The following is a 14,880-nucleotide window of genomic DNA, read 5'->3' as shown; positions in this document are numbered from 1 at the left end:
ACGCGGCCGCGCCGTAGTACATGCCAAGTCCCCTGTAGCCGGCCTCCGGAGCCACGCGCCCACGCAATGACAATCACGTTACCTTCCGGCGCGCGCGAGCCCGACCACACCATTTCCGACGGCCTTCCAGCCGCACAGCGGCACTGGGCCATTGCCGCGATCTTCACCGCGCTGGCGATGGCCTCGCTCGACACCGCGATCGCCAACATCGCGCTGCCCGCCATTGCCGGCGACCTGCATGTCAGCCCAGAGCAATCGGTCTGGGTGGTCAACGTCTACCAGATCGCGCTGGTGGCGACGCTGCTGCCGCTGGGAGCACTCGGCGAGATCGTCGGGCACCAGCGCATCTATCTTGGCGGCCTGATCCTGTTCACCATCGCCTCGCTGTTCTGCGCGGTGGCCTGGTCGCTGGAGAGCCTGCTGGTTGCGCGCACGCTGCAAGGGCTGGGTGCGAGCGGCATCATGAGCGTCAACACGGCGCTGGTGCGCTTCGTCTATCCCGGAAGGATGCTCGGCCGCGGCTTCGGCCACAACGCGCTGGTGGTCGCGACCGCCTTCACCTTCGGTCCCTCGATCGCCTCCGCCATCCTCGCGCTTGGCCCGTGGCCATGGCTGTTCGCCGTCAACATCCCGTTCGGCCTCGTCGCGCTCGGCATCGGATTTGCGATGCTGCCGAAGACGCCGCGCGCCGATCACGGCTTTGACTTTCTCGGCGCGGCCCTCGCGTCGGCCTGCCTCGGCCTGTTCATCACGGGCATCGGCAGTGCTGCGCATAATCTCTCACCGGTGGTCGTGGGCATCGAGCTGGTCACGGCTCTCGCGCTCGGCTTCATCCTGACGCGCCGCCATGCCGACCATCCGGCGCCGATGCTGCCGATCGACCTGTTCAGCCGGCCGATGTTCGCGCTGTCGGCGGCGACGGCGGTGTGTTCCTTTGCGGTGCAGGGCCTCGCCTTCGTCTCGCTGCCGTTCTATTTCGAGGACGTGCTGGGGCGTTCGCAGGTCGAGACCGGCTTCTTCATGACGCCGTGGCCGCTGGTGGTCGGCATCATGGCGCCGATCGCCGGGCGCCTCTCCGACCGGCACGCGGTCGGACTGCTCGGCGGCATCGGCCTCGTGCTGCTCGGCCTCGGCATGGCGCTGCTCGCGATGCTGCCGGCCAATCCTGCGATTCCCGACATCATCTGGCGGATGGTGATTTGCGGCATGGGCTTCGGCTTCTTCCAGGCGCCGAACATGAAGGCGGTGATGTCGAGCGCGCCACCGCATCGCAGCGGCAGCGCCTCGGGCATCGTCGCCACCGCGCGCCTGACGGGGCAGACGACGGGGGCGGCGCTCGCCGCAGCCTGCTTCTCGCTCGCCGGTCACGACGGCGCGGTCGTGGCCTTGGCACTCGGCGCCGGGTTCGCGGCACTCGGCAGCGTGATGAGCTTTTTGCGGCTGGCGGTGAAGTAGACCGTCAGGCCAGATGTCGGGCCACCGTCACCTCGACGGTCGCGACCGGAATGACCGTCTCCTCGTCGAGTGCGGCGAGGCGCGTATCGATGGCAGCGATGACCTTGCGCGAGAACGGCCCGAGATGCGCATAGGCGGCGATCATCTGCACGGCAATCCGCGCCGACGTGGTGTCGCGCTTGGCGCAGTTCATGAAGGTCTGCCACAGCGGCCCGCGCGCCTCGGGAAGGGCTGTGACGACCTTGTGCACCGTTTCCATCGCGCCGATCCGGGCGCGGATATCGCCTTCCGCGAGCTCCTGGCGCTGGCGAGAGCGGTCGAGCAGCGTCATCAGACGGTCGATGCGCCTTGCATAGGCCGCCGGGCTGTAGATGTGCTCCAGCACGCGCTTGTAGTCCGTCAGGATGTCGCGCAATGGACGCACCGGATCGAAGTTGATCCCGGCGGTGCACTGATCCGCGCCGATGGTCGGCGCCAGGTCATGGCCCGGATGCAGCCGGCCTTCGCGCTCCAGGCGGCGCGTCAGCTGGGTGTTCGGCAAGGCATAGAGCAGGCCGACCATGCTGACCGGGATCGCCGCCTCTTCGATGAAGTCGATCATGGCATCAGCCATCGAGAGCTTCTCATTGTCGAAGCCGACGATGAAACCCGCGGTGACGAGCATGCCCGCGGCGTAGATCTTGTGGATGCTCTCGGCGATGTTGCGCCGCGTGTTCTGCTTCTTCCGCATCGCGACCAGCGTCGCCGGATCCGGACTTTCGATACCGACGAAGATGGCGAAGAAATTCGCCTGGCCCATCAGGTCCAATAGTTCGGGATCGTCGGCCAGATTGACAGAGGCTTCAGTGGACAATTCGAAGGGATAGCCGTGGGCGCGCTGCCATTCGGCGAGCTGGGGCAGGAACAGCCGGAGCGACTTCTTGTTGCCGATGAAATTATCGTCGACGAAGTCGAGATGGCCGCGGTAGCCCATGGCGTAGAGCCTGTCGAGCTCGACCAACATCTGCTCGTTCGTCTTGGTTCGCGGCACCCGGCCATAGAGCTCGATGATGTCGCAGAACTCGCAGGTGAACGGGCAGCCGCGGGAATACTGCACACCGAGATAAAGGTAATCCTCGAACTTGAGCAGGTCGAAGCGCGGCACCGGCGTCTTGGTGACGTCGGCCTGGAATTTCGGCGCGATGAAGACGCCGGAGCGTGCGCCACTGTCCCACGCGGCGACGAATTCGTGGAGAACGCTTTCGGCCTCGCCGAGCACCTGGAAGTCGGCCCTCTCATAGATATGGGGGCTCGAGGTGGGATCGGGACCGCCGACGACCACCGGCTTGCCCGCGGCACGGCAAATTTCGATCAGGCGCAGCGTGTCGGCCTGCTGCGGCATCATTCCGCCGGTGAAGACGACGTCGGCCCAGGAAAGATCCTCGTCGCTGAAGGCTTCCGTGTTGCAATCGATCAGCCGGACCGTCCAGCTCTCGGGCAGCATCGCGGCAACGGTGATCAGCCCCAAAGGGGCCGCGGGGCGCTTTACGCCCAACACTTTGCAGGATTCGCCAAAGCTCCAGAAGGACTCTGCCGAGAACAGCGGATAGAGCATCAGGACTTTGCAAGGCTGCGGTACGTTCATGGAACCTCTTTTTGGCTGATTCCACTGTAGCAGAGCATTGTCGACTTGCACCCCGGCAAAAGGGACAAACTGTCGCTCTCAGTTCCAAGGGGGGCGGCGCGGAAGCCAGTAAACGTCGCCCCAAGCCATGCCGCGGGCGCCCGGGGAAGGAATCCCCGCCGGTTACCCCTCGGACTATTGATTTGAACGTTTCCAATTTGCCGGACACATTGCGCCGCTGAGTCCAGTCGATGGATTGGGCCAATCAGGGGACTGCGATGGCAAACCTAACAATCAACGGAAAAACCTTCACGCTCGACGTCGAGCCGGATACGCCCCTGCTGTGGGCGATCCGCGAGAATGCCGGCCTGACCGGTACGAAATATGGCTGCGGCATTGCACAATGCGGCGCCTGCACCGTTCACATCGACGGCGTCGCCACCCGCTCCTGCGGCGTTTCGGTCAGCGAGGCCGCAGGCAAGAAGATCACGACCATCGAAGGGCTCGCCTCCGGCAACGCACTGCACAAAGTGCAGGAAGCCTGGATCGCCCAAGATGTTCCGCAATGCGGCTATTGCCAGAGCGGCATGATCATGGCGGTGGCGGCGCTGCTGAGCGAGAAGCCGAAGCCGACCGACGCCGACATCGACGAGGCCATCACCAATATCTGCCGCTGCGGCACCTTCCAGCAGGTGCGCGAAGCGATCCACACGATCGCAAGCGCGTAAGGAGCCGCCACATGAACAAGCATGTCTCTCCCAGGATGAACCGCCGTGCCTTCGTCGTCGGCACCGCCGCGGTCGGCGCAGGTCTCGCAATCGGCCTCGATATCCCCTTCGGCGGCCCCGCCGTGGTCCGCGCGGCCGACGGCTCCCCCGAGATCGGCGCCTGGGTCGTGGTCAGGCCCGACGACACCGTCGTCATCCGCATCGCCCGCTCCGAAATGGGCCAGGGCTCGCTCACCGGCCTTGCCCAGCTGGTCGCCGAGGAACTCGAATGCGACTGGTCGAAGGTCTCGACCGAATATCCGACACCGGGCCAGAGCGTCGCCCGCAAGCGCGTCTGGGGCGATTTCTCGACCGGCGGCAGCCGCGGCATCCGCTCTTCGCAAGACTATGTCCGCAAGGGCGGTGCCACCGCGCGCGTGATGCTGATCCAGGCTGCCGCCGAGGCGTGGAAAGTGCCGGCGTCCGAATGCACGGTCGCGAACAGCGTCATCACCCACACGCCGTCCGGCAAGACCACCACCTACGGCAAGGTGGCCGAGGCCGCGGCCAAGTTGACGCCACCGGCCGACGTCAAGCTGAAGGACCCCAAGGACTGGAAGCTGATCGGCAAGGGCGTGAAGCGGCTGGACACCGCCGAGAAGACCACCGGCACCATGATCTACGGCATCGACGTCAAGCAGCCGGGCATGCTGAACGCCGCGATCAAGGACTGCCCGGTGTTCGGCGGCAAGCTGAAGAGCTATGACGAAGCCAAGATCACCGGCATGAAAGGCGTCAAGAAGGTCGTCAAGGTCGGCGACACCGCGGTCGCGGTCGTTGCCGACACCTGGTGGCACGCCAAGACCGCGCTGGAGGCGCTGCCGATCGTCTGGGACGAGGGCGACAACGCCAAGGTCTCGAGCGAGTCGATCGCGAAATGGCTGACCGAGGGTCTCGACAACGGGCAGCCGGCCTATGTCGGCAACAAGAACGGCGACGCCAAGGCGGCGATTGCCGGTGCCGCCAAGAAGATCGAGGCCGTCTACAGCTATCCCTACCAGAACCACGCCACCATGGAGCCGATGAACGCCACGGCGCTCTACACGGCGGACAAATGCGAGGTCTGGTGCGGCACGCAGAATGGCGAGGCGGCCTTCGCGGCCACGTTGGAAGCGTCGGGCCTGCCGGCGGAGAAGTGCGACGTGCACAAGGTGATGCCCGGCGGCGGCTTCGGCCGGCGCGGCCAGACCGACTACGTCCGCCAAGCCGTCTTGATCGCCATGGAGATGCCGGGCACGCCGATCAAGCTGTTGTGGTCGCGCGAAGAGGACATGGCGCACGGCCGATATCACCCGATCACCCAGTGCAAAATGACCGGCGCGTTCGATGCGGACAACAATCTGGTCGCGCTGCACTATCGCCTATCCGGGCAATCGATCCTGTTCTCGCTCCGCCCCGAAGCGCTGCAGAACGGCATGGATCCGGCCGCGTTCCAGGGCGTCGCCCAGTCCGGCGAAGCCGCGTTCGGTTACTCCGTGCCGAACCTGCTGGTCGAGCATGCGATGCGCAACCCGCACGTTCCGCCGGGCTTCTGGCGCGGCGTCAACGTCAATCACAACGCGATCTACATGGAATGCTTCATGGACGAGCTGGGCCAGGCCGCAGGCCAGGACCCGCTCGAATTCCGCCGCAAGCTGATGGGCAATCATCCCAAGCATCTGGCGGTGCTCAACGCCGTGGCCGAGAAGATCGGCTGGAGCACCCCGGCGCCGCAGGGCATCTATCGCGGCATCGCGCAGGTGATGGGCTATGGCAGCTATGTCGCCGGCGCCGCCGAAATCTCGGTGACCGACGGCAACAAGATCAAGGTGCATCGTATCGTCGCATCCACCGATCCCGGCTACGTCGTCAATCCGGCGCAGGTGGACCGACAGATCGCAGGCTCCTTCGTCTATGGCCTTAGTGCCTTGTTCTACGGCGGCTGCACCGTCAAGGACGGCAAGATCGAGCAGACCAACTTCGACACCTACAATTCGATGCGCATCAACGAGATGCCGAAGGTCGAATCGGTGATGGTGCCGAGCGGCGGGTTCTGGGGCGGCGTCGGCGAGCCGACCATCGGCGTCGCGGCACCGGCGGTGCTCAACGCATACTTCGCGGCGACGGGCAAACGCATCCGCTCGGTGCCGTTACGCGATCAGAACATCACCTTCGCCTGAGAAACGCCGCGGCGGCCGTAACGCTCGCCGCGGCACCCTTTCCGGACAAGACTCATGAATGCGCCGGTGACACGGCGGGATGCCGTCCTCGGCATCACCGCCGCGGCCACATCATTCGCCGTTCCTTCGATCCTGCGCGCGCAATCGGCGGGCCGCGTCGTCGTGGTCGGCGGCGGCTTTGGCGGCGCCGCGTGCGCCCGCGCGCTGAAGCGCGCGCAGGCAAACTTGCAAGTCATCCTGATCGAACCCAATGCGGTCTTCACCTCCTGCCCCTTCAGCAACGAGGTAATTGCCGGCCTGCGCGACATCGAAGCTCAGCAATTTGGCTATGACAGGCTCGGTGCCGAAGGCGTGACGGTGATCAGCCAGGCCGTGACCACAATCGAGCCGCAGCTGCGCAGCGTCGTGACGGCCGATGGCGTTGCGCTTCCCTATGATCGTCTCGTCCTCTCTCCCGGCATCGACTTCCATTTCGAGGCTCTGCCTGGCTACGACGACGCGGCATCAGAAAAGATGCCGCATGCCTGGAAGGCCGGCGCGCAGACGCTGCTGCTGCGTCGCCAGTTGGAGGCCATGCCGGACGGCGGCACTGTCGCCATTGCGATCCCCGCCAATCCCTCGCGCTGTCCGCCGGCGCCTTACGAGCGCGCCAGCTTGATCGCGCATTACTTGAAAACCAAGAAGCCGCGCTCGAAAGTGTTGATCCTCGATGCCAAGGACAATTTCTCCCAGCAGCGACTGTTCGAGAAGGCGTGGAAGGAGCTTTACGGCGACATGATCGAACGCATCGGGCTGTCGCAAGGCGGCCGCGTGACCTCGGTCAATCCCGCGACAAGGACCATCGTCACCGAATTCGGCAACTACACGCCTGATGTCGCCAACGTCATCCCGCCGCAGCGAGCCGGACGCATCGCCGAGGTCGCGGGCGCTGCGGATGCCACCGGCTGGTGCCCGATCGATCCCGTCACCTTCGAATCGAAACTCGTCCCGAAGATCCACGTCATCGGCGATGCCTGCCTGGGCGGGGGCATTCCCAAATCGGCATCCGCGGCAAGCGCACAAGGCAAGGCCTGCGCCGCCGCGATCGTGAGCCTCCTTGCCGGCCGCGCACCAGAAACGCCGCGACTGACGGGCGTCTGTTACAACATTGTCGCACCCGGCTACGGCTTTTCACTCGCGGGCAATTACCAGCCCAGGGGCGACATCTTCGCCGAGGTCGAGGGCGGCGCGACCAGCCCGGTCGATGCGCCGCGCGAATTGCGCGCCCGCGAGGCAACCGAAGCCGAGCGCTGGTTTCAAACCATCACGGCGGACACCTTTGGCTAGAACATTGGCCCATATCGCAGCGCTGACCGCCGCCAGTATCGCCTTCGCCTGCCATGCGGGAGCCGAGGAGCTCCTGCCCTACAATATCGCCGGCGACGGCATTGCGGAATCGCTCACCGGCGCGCCCGGCGATGCCGCGCGCGGGCGCGCGCTCGTGCTCGCGCGCACGACGACCTGCATCCTGTGCCATTCCGGCCCCTTCCCGGAGACCCGGTTCCAGGGCGACCTCGCGCCTGACCTCTCGGGTGCGGGGAACCGCTGGACGGTGAGCCAGTTGCGGCTTCGACTGGTCGATGCGGCGCGCTTCAACCCGGAGACCATCATGCCGTCCTATTATCGCACCGATCACCTCGTGCGGGTCGGGCGAAATTTCGTCGGCAAACCGATCTTGTCCGCCGCCGAGATCGAGGACATCGTGGCTTTTATTGCAGCGCTTCGGGACTAGGACTGTTCATGCCGACCACGCGACGACAATTCCTGAACCTTGCCGGAAGCGTGACGGTCGCCGGGACGATCCCGATCGTCACCCTGCGACCGCTCGAAGCGACACCGGCGATGCTCACCGCCGCGATCCGCAACGTCGTCGGCGAAGCACCTGTACGCACCGGCAAGGTGAAGCTCGACATTCCGCCGCTAGTCGAGAACGGCAACACGGTGCCGCTGACCGTGAGCGTCGCGAGTCCGATGACGGCGAACGACTACGTCAAGAGCATCCACGTCTTCAACGAGAAGAACCCGCAGCCGAACATCGGCAACTTCCATCTCGGCCCCTCCTCCGGCCGCGCCCAAATCTCGACCCGGATTCGGCTCGCGGATACCCAGAAGGTGGTGGCGATCGCGCGCCTTTCCGACGACACGTTCTGGCAGGTCACGACCGAAATCGTCGTGACGCTGGCCGCCTGCACCGAGGAGATGAATTGATGGCCGCGCTCATCAACGTTCCGGCGAAAGCCAGACGCGGCGAAATCGTCGAGATCCGCACGTTGACCTCGCACATCATGGAGACCGGCTTCCGCCATACCGCGGACGGCGCGCTGGTCCCGCGCGACATCATCACGAGCTTCACGTGCCGCTACAACGGCACCGAGATTTTTCGCGCCGATCTCTTCCCGGCGATCGCGGCCAATCCCTATCTGTCGTTCTTCACGGTCGCGAAGGAGAGCGGCAAGTTCGAGTTCGAATGGATCGGCGACAACGGCTATTCGTCCAGCGCGTCCGCGTCGATCACGGTCGAATGAGTTTTTGGCGCGCGATATCGGCCGCGGCGCTCCTCGCCACGGCCCCTGCCCTGCTCGCCGGCGAGATTCGACTGGACGCGCGTCGCTCCGGCTATTCGTTTATGGGGCCGGACACGCGTGCGATGCAGGATGACGACAGCTCAAATCCCGGCATGCTGTTCGTGCTCGACGGTGAGGCGTTGTGGACGAAGAGGACCGGCAGCGCCGACAAGGCCTGTGCGGATTGCCATGGCGATGCACGCGGCAGCATGAAAGGGGTCGCGGCGCGCTACCCGGCCTTCGACAAGGCGCTGGCACGCCCGGTCACGCTCGACCAGCGCATCAATCTGTGCCGCAGCAATCATCAGCAGGCAACGCCGCTCCCCTACGAGAGCCGCGACCTGCTGGCCCTGTCCGCCTTCGTCGCGCATCAATCGCGCGGCATCGCGATCACGGCCGGCGACGATCCGCAATTGAAGTCATTCGTCGAGCAGGGCCGCGACCTCTTCATGCAGCGCGAAGGGCAGCTCAACCTTGCCTGCACCAATTGCCACGACGACAATTTCAACAACCGGCTTGCCGGCGCGCCGATCACGCAGGGACAGCCGACCGGCTATCCGCTTTATCGCTTGGAATGGCAGACGCTGGGATCGCTGGAGCGGCGGCTACGCAGTTGCATGACGGGTGTCCGCGCCCAGGCCTATGATTTCGGCGCGCCCGAGCTGGTCGCGCTCGAACTCTATCTGATGTCGCGGGCGCATGGCTTGCCGATGGAAACGCCGGCCGTGCGGCCCTGAATTCCACAGATTAGGGCTAGGCAGACGCGGAACGGCCGCTAGTATCCGCCCAAATTGAGTCATAGGGAGGGACCTCAAGTGGTCAACCACAAAATCTCGCGTCGTACGCTCTTGACCGGCACTGCCGCAGCTGGCGCGCTCAGCCTGACGGGATTGCCGGCGCGCGCCGAGGTGAACTGGAAGAAATACGCAGGGACCAAGCTCGAGGTGATCCTCGCCAAGGGGCCCCGCGGCGACAACCTGCAAAAATACGTCAAGGAGTTCACCGAGCTCACCGGCATCCAGGTCGAAGCGGAGCAGATTCCCGAGCAGCAGCAGCGCCAGAAGGTGGTGATCGAGTTCACCTCGGGCCGTCCGAGCTTCGACGTCGTCCATCTCAGCTATCACGTGCAGAAGCGGCAGTTCGAGAAGGCCGGCTGGCTCGCCGACTTGACGCCCTTCATGAAGGACCCGGCGCTGACCGCGCCCGATCTCGTCGAGAGCGACTTCTCGGCCGCGGGCCTGCAATATGCCAGGAACGACAAGGGCCAGATGCTGTCACTGCCGTGGTCGGTGGATTATTTCATCCTCTATTACAACAAGGAGCTGTTCGAGAAGAAGGGCGTCGCCGTTCCCAAGACCCTCGACGAGATGGCCGCGGCGGCCGAGAAGCTCACCGATACCAAGGAAGGCATCTACGGCTTTGTCGGGCGCGGCTTGCGCAACGCCAACATGGCGATGTGGAGCAACTTCTTCCTCAATTATGGCGGGGAATTCCTCGACGCCAAGGGCAACATCCTGACCGATGGTCCGGAAGCCATTGCCGCGACCAAGCTGTATCAGACGCTCCTGACAAAGTCGGCACCTCCAGGCGTCGCCGGCTTCAACTGGATGGAGTCGATGGCCTCGTTCACGCAAGGCCGATCCGCGATGTGGATCGACGGCGTCGGCTGGGCGCCGCCGTTGGAAGACCCGGCCGCCTCGCGCGTTGTCGGCAAGGTCGGCTACACCGTCGTGCCCGCCGGCCCCAAGGGCCAATATTCCTCGACCTATGGCGACGGCATCGGCGTTGCCGCTGCAAGCAAGAACAAGGAAGCCGCCTATCTGCTCTGCCAATGGGTGGTCTCGAAAACCCAGGGCGCGCGGCTGCTGCAGGCCGGCGGCGGCGTGCCGTTCCGCAATTCGATCCTCGGCGATCCCGAGGTCCAGAAGGGCGTCAAGACCAAGGAATGGCTGCAATCGGTGATCGATTCCGGCAAGATCAGCAAGCTCGGCCTGCCCGTCGTGATTCCGGTCGCCGAATTCCGCGACATCGTCGGCGCCGCGGTCACTGCGACCTTGTCCGGCGCCGATCCTGCCGCCGAGCTGAAGAAGGCCAACGATCAGTACCGGCCGATCCTGGAGCGTAGCGAGAAGGCGTGAGTGCGTTGACACAATCGACTCCGGGCGCGGCACAGTCTGATGCCGCGCCGGAGAAGGAGTTGCGGCCGCCGTCCTACTGGCCGTTCGTGGTCCCGGCGCTGGTCGTCGTGATCGCGATCATCATCTTCCCGTGGGTCTTCACGATCTGGATGAGCCTGAACGAGTGGAAGGTTGGCTCGTCGACCACCTTCGTGGGATTGTCCAACTATCTGCGGCTGACGAGCGATCCCCGCTTCATTGAGGCCATCGGACATACGCTGGTCTACACCGCACTCTCCGTGCTGCTGCCGCTCGTGCTCGGCACGTTCGCGGCCGTGGTGTTTCACCAGAAATTCCCCGGCCGCGGCTTTCTGCGCGGCGTCTTCATCATGCCGATGATGGCGACGCCGGTGGCGATCGCGCTGGTCTGGACCATGATGTTCCACCCGCAGCTCGGCGTGCTGAACTATCTGCTGTCACTGGTCGGAATCCCAGCGCAGCTCTGGGTATTCCATCCCGCGACCGTCATTCCCTCGCTGGTGCTGGTCGAGACCTGGCAATGGACGCCGCTGGTCATGCTGATCGTGCTCGGCGGCCTGGCCGCGATCCCGACAGAGCCTTATGAAAGTGCACAGATCGATGGCGCGAGCATCTGGCAGGTGTTCCGCTTCATCACCCTGCCGCTGATCATGCCATTCCTGTTCATCGCCGGCATGATCCGCATGATCGACGCCGTGAAGAGCTTCGACATCATTTTCGCAATCACCCAGGGCGGACCGGGATCGGCGTCGGAGACGATCAACATCTATCTCTACAGCGTCGCCTTCTCCTATTACGACCTCGGCTACGGCTCGGCGATCGCGGTCGTGTTCTTCCTGCTGATCGTTCTGCTCGCGGCGGTGATGCTTTATGCTCGCCAACGCATGCTGTGGACCGAGATCGCGAGCGGCACATGAGTCCAAGGCAAATCATCGGCAAGATCGGCCTGTGGTTCTCGGTGTTCCTTATCGTGTCGCCGGCGATCCTGTTCTTTCTCTGGATGCTGTCGCTGTCGCTCAAATTCGAGATCGACAACGCCGCCTACCCGCCGGTGTTCTTTCCCGAGCATGTCGCCTGGAAAAACTATGCCGACGTGCTCGCCTCCAACCGCTTTCTGACCTATTTCATCAACAGCCTGATCGTCACCGGCAGTGCGACGCTGCTTGCGCTGCTCGTCGGCGTTCCCGCCGGTTACGGGATTGCGCGGATGGCTGCGCACAAATCCGCGATCGTGATCCTGATCGCCCGCATCACGCCGGGCCTGTCCTATCTGATCCCGTTGTTTCTCATGTTCCAGTGGCTGGGACTGCTCGGCACGCTGGTGCCACAGATCATCATCCACCTCGTGGTCACGGTGCCGATCGTGATCTGGATCATGATCGGCTATTTCGAAACGACGCCGATGGAGCTGGAAGAAGCAGCCCTGATCGACGGCGCCACGCGCTGGCAGGTCTTCCACCATGTCGCGCTGCCGATCGCCAAGCCCGGCATCGCGGTCGCCTTCATCCTGGCCGTGATCTTCTCCTGGAATAATTTTGTGTTCGGCATCGTGCTGGCCGGACGCGAGACCCGCACCCTGCCGGTTGCCGTCTACAACATGATCTCGTTCGACCAGTTGAGCTGGGGGCCGCTCGCGGCCGCCGCGCTGATCGTCACCCTCCCGGTGCTGCTGCTGACGGTGTTCGCCCAGCGACAGATCGTCGCCGGGCTCACCGCGGGTGCCGTCAAAGGCGGGTAGCTACTCCGCCGGTGCCGCGTGCATGTCCGCATGCGGCATGTAGGGCTCGCTCGCGCCGAGCCTGCTGGCCGCGAATAGACCGGCGGCCATCACGGCATAGGCGAACGCGACCGCGGGCGTGACGCCAAAGCCGCCGCCGATGCCGACGGCTTCGCCGTGCATGAAGCCGAAGTAGGTCAGAACCGCACCAACTAGCGCAAACGCCGAGGCTTTCTCGAAGTCGCGCTCGATGATGAAGACACCGATCGCACCCAGGATCAGGCCGCCGAGGATGGAGCCGCCGCCCATGATCTCGAGCCCGTGATAGAACACGCCCTGCTGCGGCAAGGCGGCGATCGCGGCCGCCTTGACCGCGTCGGCCTTGTCGGCGGCCATTCCGCCGACCGTCGCAGCCGCGTTCATGGTCGAGCCCAACATGGTGTCGATCTGGAGCTTGGCCCACGCAGCCAGATGCGGCGTCAGTGCCAGCACGATGGCGGGCGCGTGCTTGACCGGCGTGGTCTGGAACGCCTGCGCGCCGATCAGCATGCCGATATAGAGCAGGATCGGCGAGATCGCGACGACCGGCACCAGCGCCAGCAGCACCGAGATGATGCCGAACCAGGCCAGCACCACCACCATGACGCCGGTCGCGGCCGAATAGCCGATCCGGCCGCCCATCGCCTTCCAGCCGGGATGGCCGATATAGACGGCATTGATGAAGGGATTTCCCATCAGGCAGCCGATCAGGCTGACGATTCCGTCGGCGGTGAGCACGCGCGTGGTCGGATATTCGTCGCCGGCGGCTTCCGCGCTCTCGACATTGTCCATGGCTTCGACGAGATCATAGATGCCGAACGGAATGGCCGTAACCAGGATGATTCCGAGGAATTCGAAGCCGGAGAAGACGTAGCCCACCGCCGGGATCGGCACCGAGAAGCCGAAATTAGCGAAGGCATCACCGACGCCCTTGACACTCAGTCCACCGAGACCGAGGCCGAACAGATTCGACCCCCATGCGATGACCATGCCCACCGCGATCGCAACGAGACCGGCGGGAATGCCGCGCCAATATTTCACGCCGCCGAACCAGCTCACCAGGATGATGGCGAAGCAGACCAGGCCGATCTGCGGCGTCATGTACATTTCGAGTGCCGGTCGCATCGAGATGAAGGTGACGGATACGCCGGCGAGCGTGCCGAGCAGCGCCGCACGCGGCGTGATCTTTCGAATGAAAGGCGCAATGAAGCCACCGATCATTAGGATAAAACTCTGGAAGAACACCCAGACCAGGCCCGCCGACCAACCCTTGAGCGGATCACCGGTCTTGATCGTGATCGGCAGCATGATCACGAAGGTGACGATGAACATGTGCGGCACGCTGACGCCCGATGGCAGCGCGCAGACGTCGGTGCGGCCGGTCTTCTGCGCAAGGCGATAAGCGAGAAATGCGTAGTAGAAGGTGGAAAGACACATCATCAAGCCGAGTGCGGGCAGGATGCGGCCGAACACCAGTGAGTCGGGCATCTTCAAAACGAAGCGTAACAGGCCTGTGAGCACCAGCATGTTGACGAGGATGTTGGTGCCGAAGCCGAAAAACGCGTTCCAGTCGCCCGGTGTCCATAGTGCCGGCTTGAACTCGGAGGTGCCGGCCGTCCCTGTCGTGCCTGTGCTCATGGTGATGCCCCTACGCTGATGTGGAAATCTTCATCGCCTCCAGAACCGCGGCTGAGCTTGCGACCCAGCCGAAGATGCCGCCCTGGGCCTTGATCATCTTCAGGCCCATCTCGTGAAACTCAGGAAAGTAGGACGCGCAGCCGTCCGAGATGACGACGCAGCGATAGCCGCGGTCGTTGGCCTCGCGCACGGTGGTGTTGACGCACACTTCGGTGGTGACGCCACACACCAGCAGATTTTCGATGCCGTATTTCTCCAGCACGTCGGTGAGCTCGGTGGCGTAGAACGCGCCCTTGCCGGGCTTGTCGATCACGATCTCGCTGTCGAGCGGATAGAGCTCCGGGATGATGTCGTGGCCCGCCTCGCCGCGAATGAGAATGCGGCCCATGGGACCGGGATCGCCGATGCGAAGGGATGGCGCGCCGCGCTCGACTTTCGCCGGCGGCGCGTCGGAGAGATCGGGCAGATGGCCCTCGCGCGTGTGGATCACCAGCATGCCGGTATCCCGCGCGGCCTTCAGCACCGCACCGATCGGCTTCACCACGCGCGCGAGCTGGCTGACGTCGTTGCCGAGCGTCTCGCCGAAGCCGCCGGGCTCCATGAAGTCGCGCTGCATGTCGATGATGAGGAGCGCGGTGGCCGACAAGTCGAGTGCGATCGGCCCGGGTTCGGCGCTGATCGCGCCCAATGTCGGCTTGCTTGAGTTCAACATGACGCCCGCCCCTCGCGAGAACTCTCTGTGC

The 14,880-nt window shown here is 64.4% G+C and carries 14 protein-coding genes; 11 read left to right on the top strand and 3 right to left on the bottom strand.

Annotated features, from left to right (window positions below; genetic code table 11):
* The first annotated feature begins 66 nt into the window (after window positions 1–66).
* Entirely contained in the window at window positions 67–1,455 is a 1,389-nt protein-coding gene (locus IVB45_RS10325) for an MFS transporter (protein WP_247360069.1), read from the top strand.
* A gap of 4 nt (window positions 1,456–1,459) precedes the next feature.
* Here the strand turns inward: IVB45_RS10325 and IVB45_RS10320 are convergent, their stop codons facing one another.
* Window positions 1,460–3,079: a B12-binding domain-containing radical SAM protein gene (locus IVB45_RS10320; protein WP_247360070.1), complete on the bottom strand. Its 1,620-nt coding sequence runs from the start codon at window positions 3,077–3,079 to the stop codon at window positions 1,460–1,462.
* A 257-nt stretch (window positions 3,080–3,336) separates the two neighbouring features.
* On the opposite strand from IVB45_RS10320, the gene IVB45_RS10315 reads away from it, so the two are divergent.
* From IVB45_RS10315 to IVB45_RS10270, 10 genes are all read left to right on the top strand, one after another.
* The gene (locus IVB45_RS10315; protein ID WP_247360071.1) at window positions 3,337–3,786 is read left to right on the top strand and encodes a (2Fe-2S)-binding protein; all 450 of its coding nucleotides are present in this window, start codon (window positions 3,337–3,339) and stop codon (window positions 3,784–3,786) included.
* A gap of 11 nt (window positions 3,787–3,797) precedes the next feature.
* Window positions 3,798–5,984, top strand: a complete 2,187-nt coding sequence (locus IVB45_RS10310) for a molybdopterin cofactor-binding domain-containing protein (protein ID WP_247360072.1) — start codon at window positions 3,798–3,800, stop codon at window positions 5,982–5,984.
* Between the two features lie 54 nt (window positions 5,985–6,038).
* Window positions 6,039–7,310: an NAD(P)/FAD-dependent oxidoreductase gene (locus IVB45_RS10305; protein WP_247360073.1), complete on the top strand. Its 1,272-nt coding sequence runs from the start codon at window positions 6,039–6,041 to the stop codon at window positions 7,308–7,310.
* Entirely contained in the window at window positions 7,303–7,755 is a 453-nt protein-coding gene (gene soxX, locus IVB45_RS10300) for a sulfur oxidation c-type cytochrome SoxX (protein WP_247360074.1), read from the top strand. The genes IVB45_RS10305 and soxX overlap by 8 nt, the downstream gene beginning before the upstream one ends.
* A gap of 8 nt (window positions 7,756–7,763) precedes the next feature.
* On the top strand, window positions 7,764–8,231 hold the full coding sequence (locus IVB45_RS10295; RefSeq protein ID WP_027568780.1) for a SoxY-related AACIE arm protein: 468 nt from the start codon (window positions 7,764–7,766) through the stop codon (window positions 8,229–8,231).
* A complete protein-coding gene (gene soxZ / locus IVB45_RS10290) occupies window positions 8,231–8,548 on the top strand; it encodes a thiosulfate oxidation carrier complex protein SoxZ (RefSeq protein WP_027568779.1) in 318 nt (105 codons plus the stop codon). Before IVB45_RS10295 ends, soxZ begins: the two co-directional genes overlap by 1 nt.
* Window positions 8,545–9,324: a sulfur oxidation c-type cytochrome SoxA gene (soxA, locus tag IVB45_RS10285; protein WP_247360075.1), complete on the top strand. Its 780-nt coding sequence runs from the start codon at window positions 8,545–8,547 to the stop codon at window positions 9,322–9,324. Before soxZ ends, soxA begins: the two co-directional genes overlap by 4 nt.
* A 78-nt stretch (window positions 9,325–9,402) precedes the next feature.
* Window positions 9,403–10,725 (top strand): extracellular solute-binding protein, encoded by a 1,323-nt coding sequence (locus IVB45_RS10280; RefSeq protein WP_026233315.1) that lies wholly within the window; start codon window positions 9,403–9,405, stop codon window positions 10,723–10,725.
* Window positions 10,722–11,660 (top strand): sugar ABC transporter permease, encoded by a 939-nt coding sequence (locus IVB45_RS10275; protein WP_018457161.1) that lies wholly within the window; start codon window positions 10,722–10,724, stop codon window positions 11,658–11,660. The genes IVB45_RS10280 and IVB45_RS10275 overlap by 4 nt, the downstream gene beginning before the upstream one ends.
* Complete coding sequence (locus IVB45_RS10270) at window positions 11,657–12,481, top strand: carbohydrate ABC transporter permease (RefSeq protein ID WP_247360076.1); 825 nt, start codon at window positions 11,657–11,659, stop codon at window positions 12,479–12,481. Before IVB45_RS10275 ends, IVB45_RS10270 begins: the two co-directional genes overlap by 4 nt.
* On the opposite strand, the gene IVB45_RS10265 is transcribed toward IVB45_RS10270, so the two are convergent.
* On the bottom strand, window positions 12,482–14,137 hold the full coding sequence (locus tag IVB45_RS10265) for a regulator (protein ID WP_247360077.1): 1,656 nt from the start codon (window positions 14,135–14,137) through the stop codon (window positions 12,482–12,484).
* A 10-nt stretch (window positions 14,138–14,147) separates the two neighbouring features.
* Window positions 14,148–14,849 (bottom strand): isochorismatase family cysteine hydrolase, encoded by a 702-nt coding sequence (locus tag IVB45_RS10260; protein ID WP_247360078.1) that lies wholly within the window; start codon window positions 14,847–14,849, stop codon window positions 14,148–14,150.
* Window positions 14,850–14,880 lie beyond the last annotated feature (31 nt).

Origin of the sequence: Bradyrhizobium sp. 4, from assembly GCF_023100905.1 — a bacterium.
Taxonomy (GTDB): Bacteria; Pseudomonadota; Alphaproteobacteria; order Rhizobiales; family Xanthobacteraceae; genus Bradyrhizobium.
Note: the sequence above shows the minus strand (reverse complement) of the source record. Positions and strands in the feature narration are given on the sequence as shown.

What these genes read in the sequence shown, in the direction of transcription:
- soxA (WP_247360075.1), top strand. Translation starts at nt 8,545, where the DNA reads ATGAGTTTTTGGCGCGCGATATCGGCCGCGGCGCTCCTCGCCACGGCC.
- IVB45_RS10315 (WP_247360071.1), top strand. Translation starts at nt 3,337, where the DNA reads ATGGCAAACCTAACAATCAACGGAAAAACCTTCACGCTCGACGTCGAG.
- IVB45_RS10270 (WP_247360076.1), top strand. Translation starts at nt 11,657, where the DNA reads ATGAGTCCAAGGCAAATCATCGGCAAGATCGGCCTGTGGTTCTCGGTG.
- soxZ (WP_027568779.1), top strand. Translation starts at nt 8,231, where the DNA reads ATGGCCGCGCTCATCAACGTTCCGGCGAAAGCCAGACGCGGCGAAATC.
- IVB45_RS10320 (WP_247360070.1), bottom strand. Translation starts at nt 3,079, where the DNA reads ATGAACGTACCGCAGCCTTGCAAAGTCCTGATGCTCTATCCGCTGTTC.
- IVB45_RS10305 (WP_247360073.1), top strand. Translation starts at nt 6,039, where the DNA reads ATGAATGCGCCGGTGACACGGCGGGATGCCGTCCTCGGCATCACCGCC.
- IVB45_RS10310 (WP_247360072.1), top strand. Translation starts at nt 3,798, where the DNA reads ATGAACAAGCATGTCTCTCCCAGGATGAACCGCCGTGCCTTCGTCGTC.
- IVB45_RS10325 (WP_247360069.1), top strand. Translation starts at nt 67, where the DNA reads ATGACAATCACGTTACCTTCCGGCGCGCGCGAGCCCGACCACACCATT.
- IVB45_RS10295 (WP_027568780.1), top strand. Translation starts at nt 7,764, where the DNA reads ATGCCGACCACGCGACGACAATTCCTGAACCTTGCCGGAAGCGTGACG.
- IVB45_RS10265 (WP_247360077.1), bottom strand. Translation starts at nt 14,137, where the DNA reads ATGAGCACAGGCACGACAGGGACGGCCGGCACCTCCGAGTTCAAGCCG.
- IVB45_RS10260 (WP_247360078.1), bottom strand. Translation starts at nt 14,849, where the DNA reads ATGTTGAACTCAAGCAAGCCGACATTGGGCGCGATCAGCGCCGAACCC.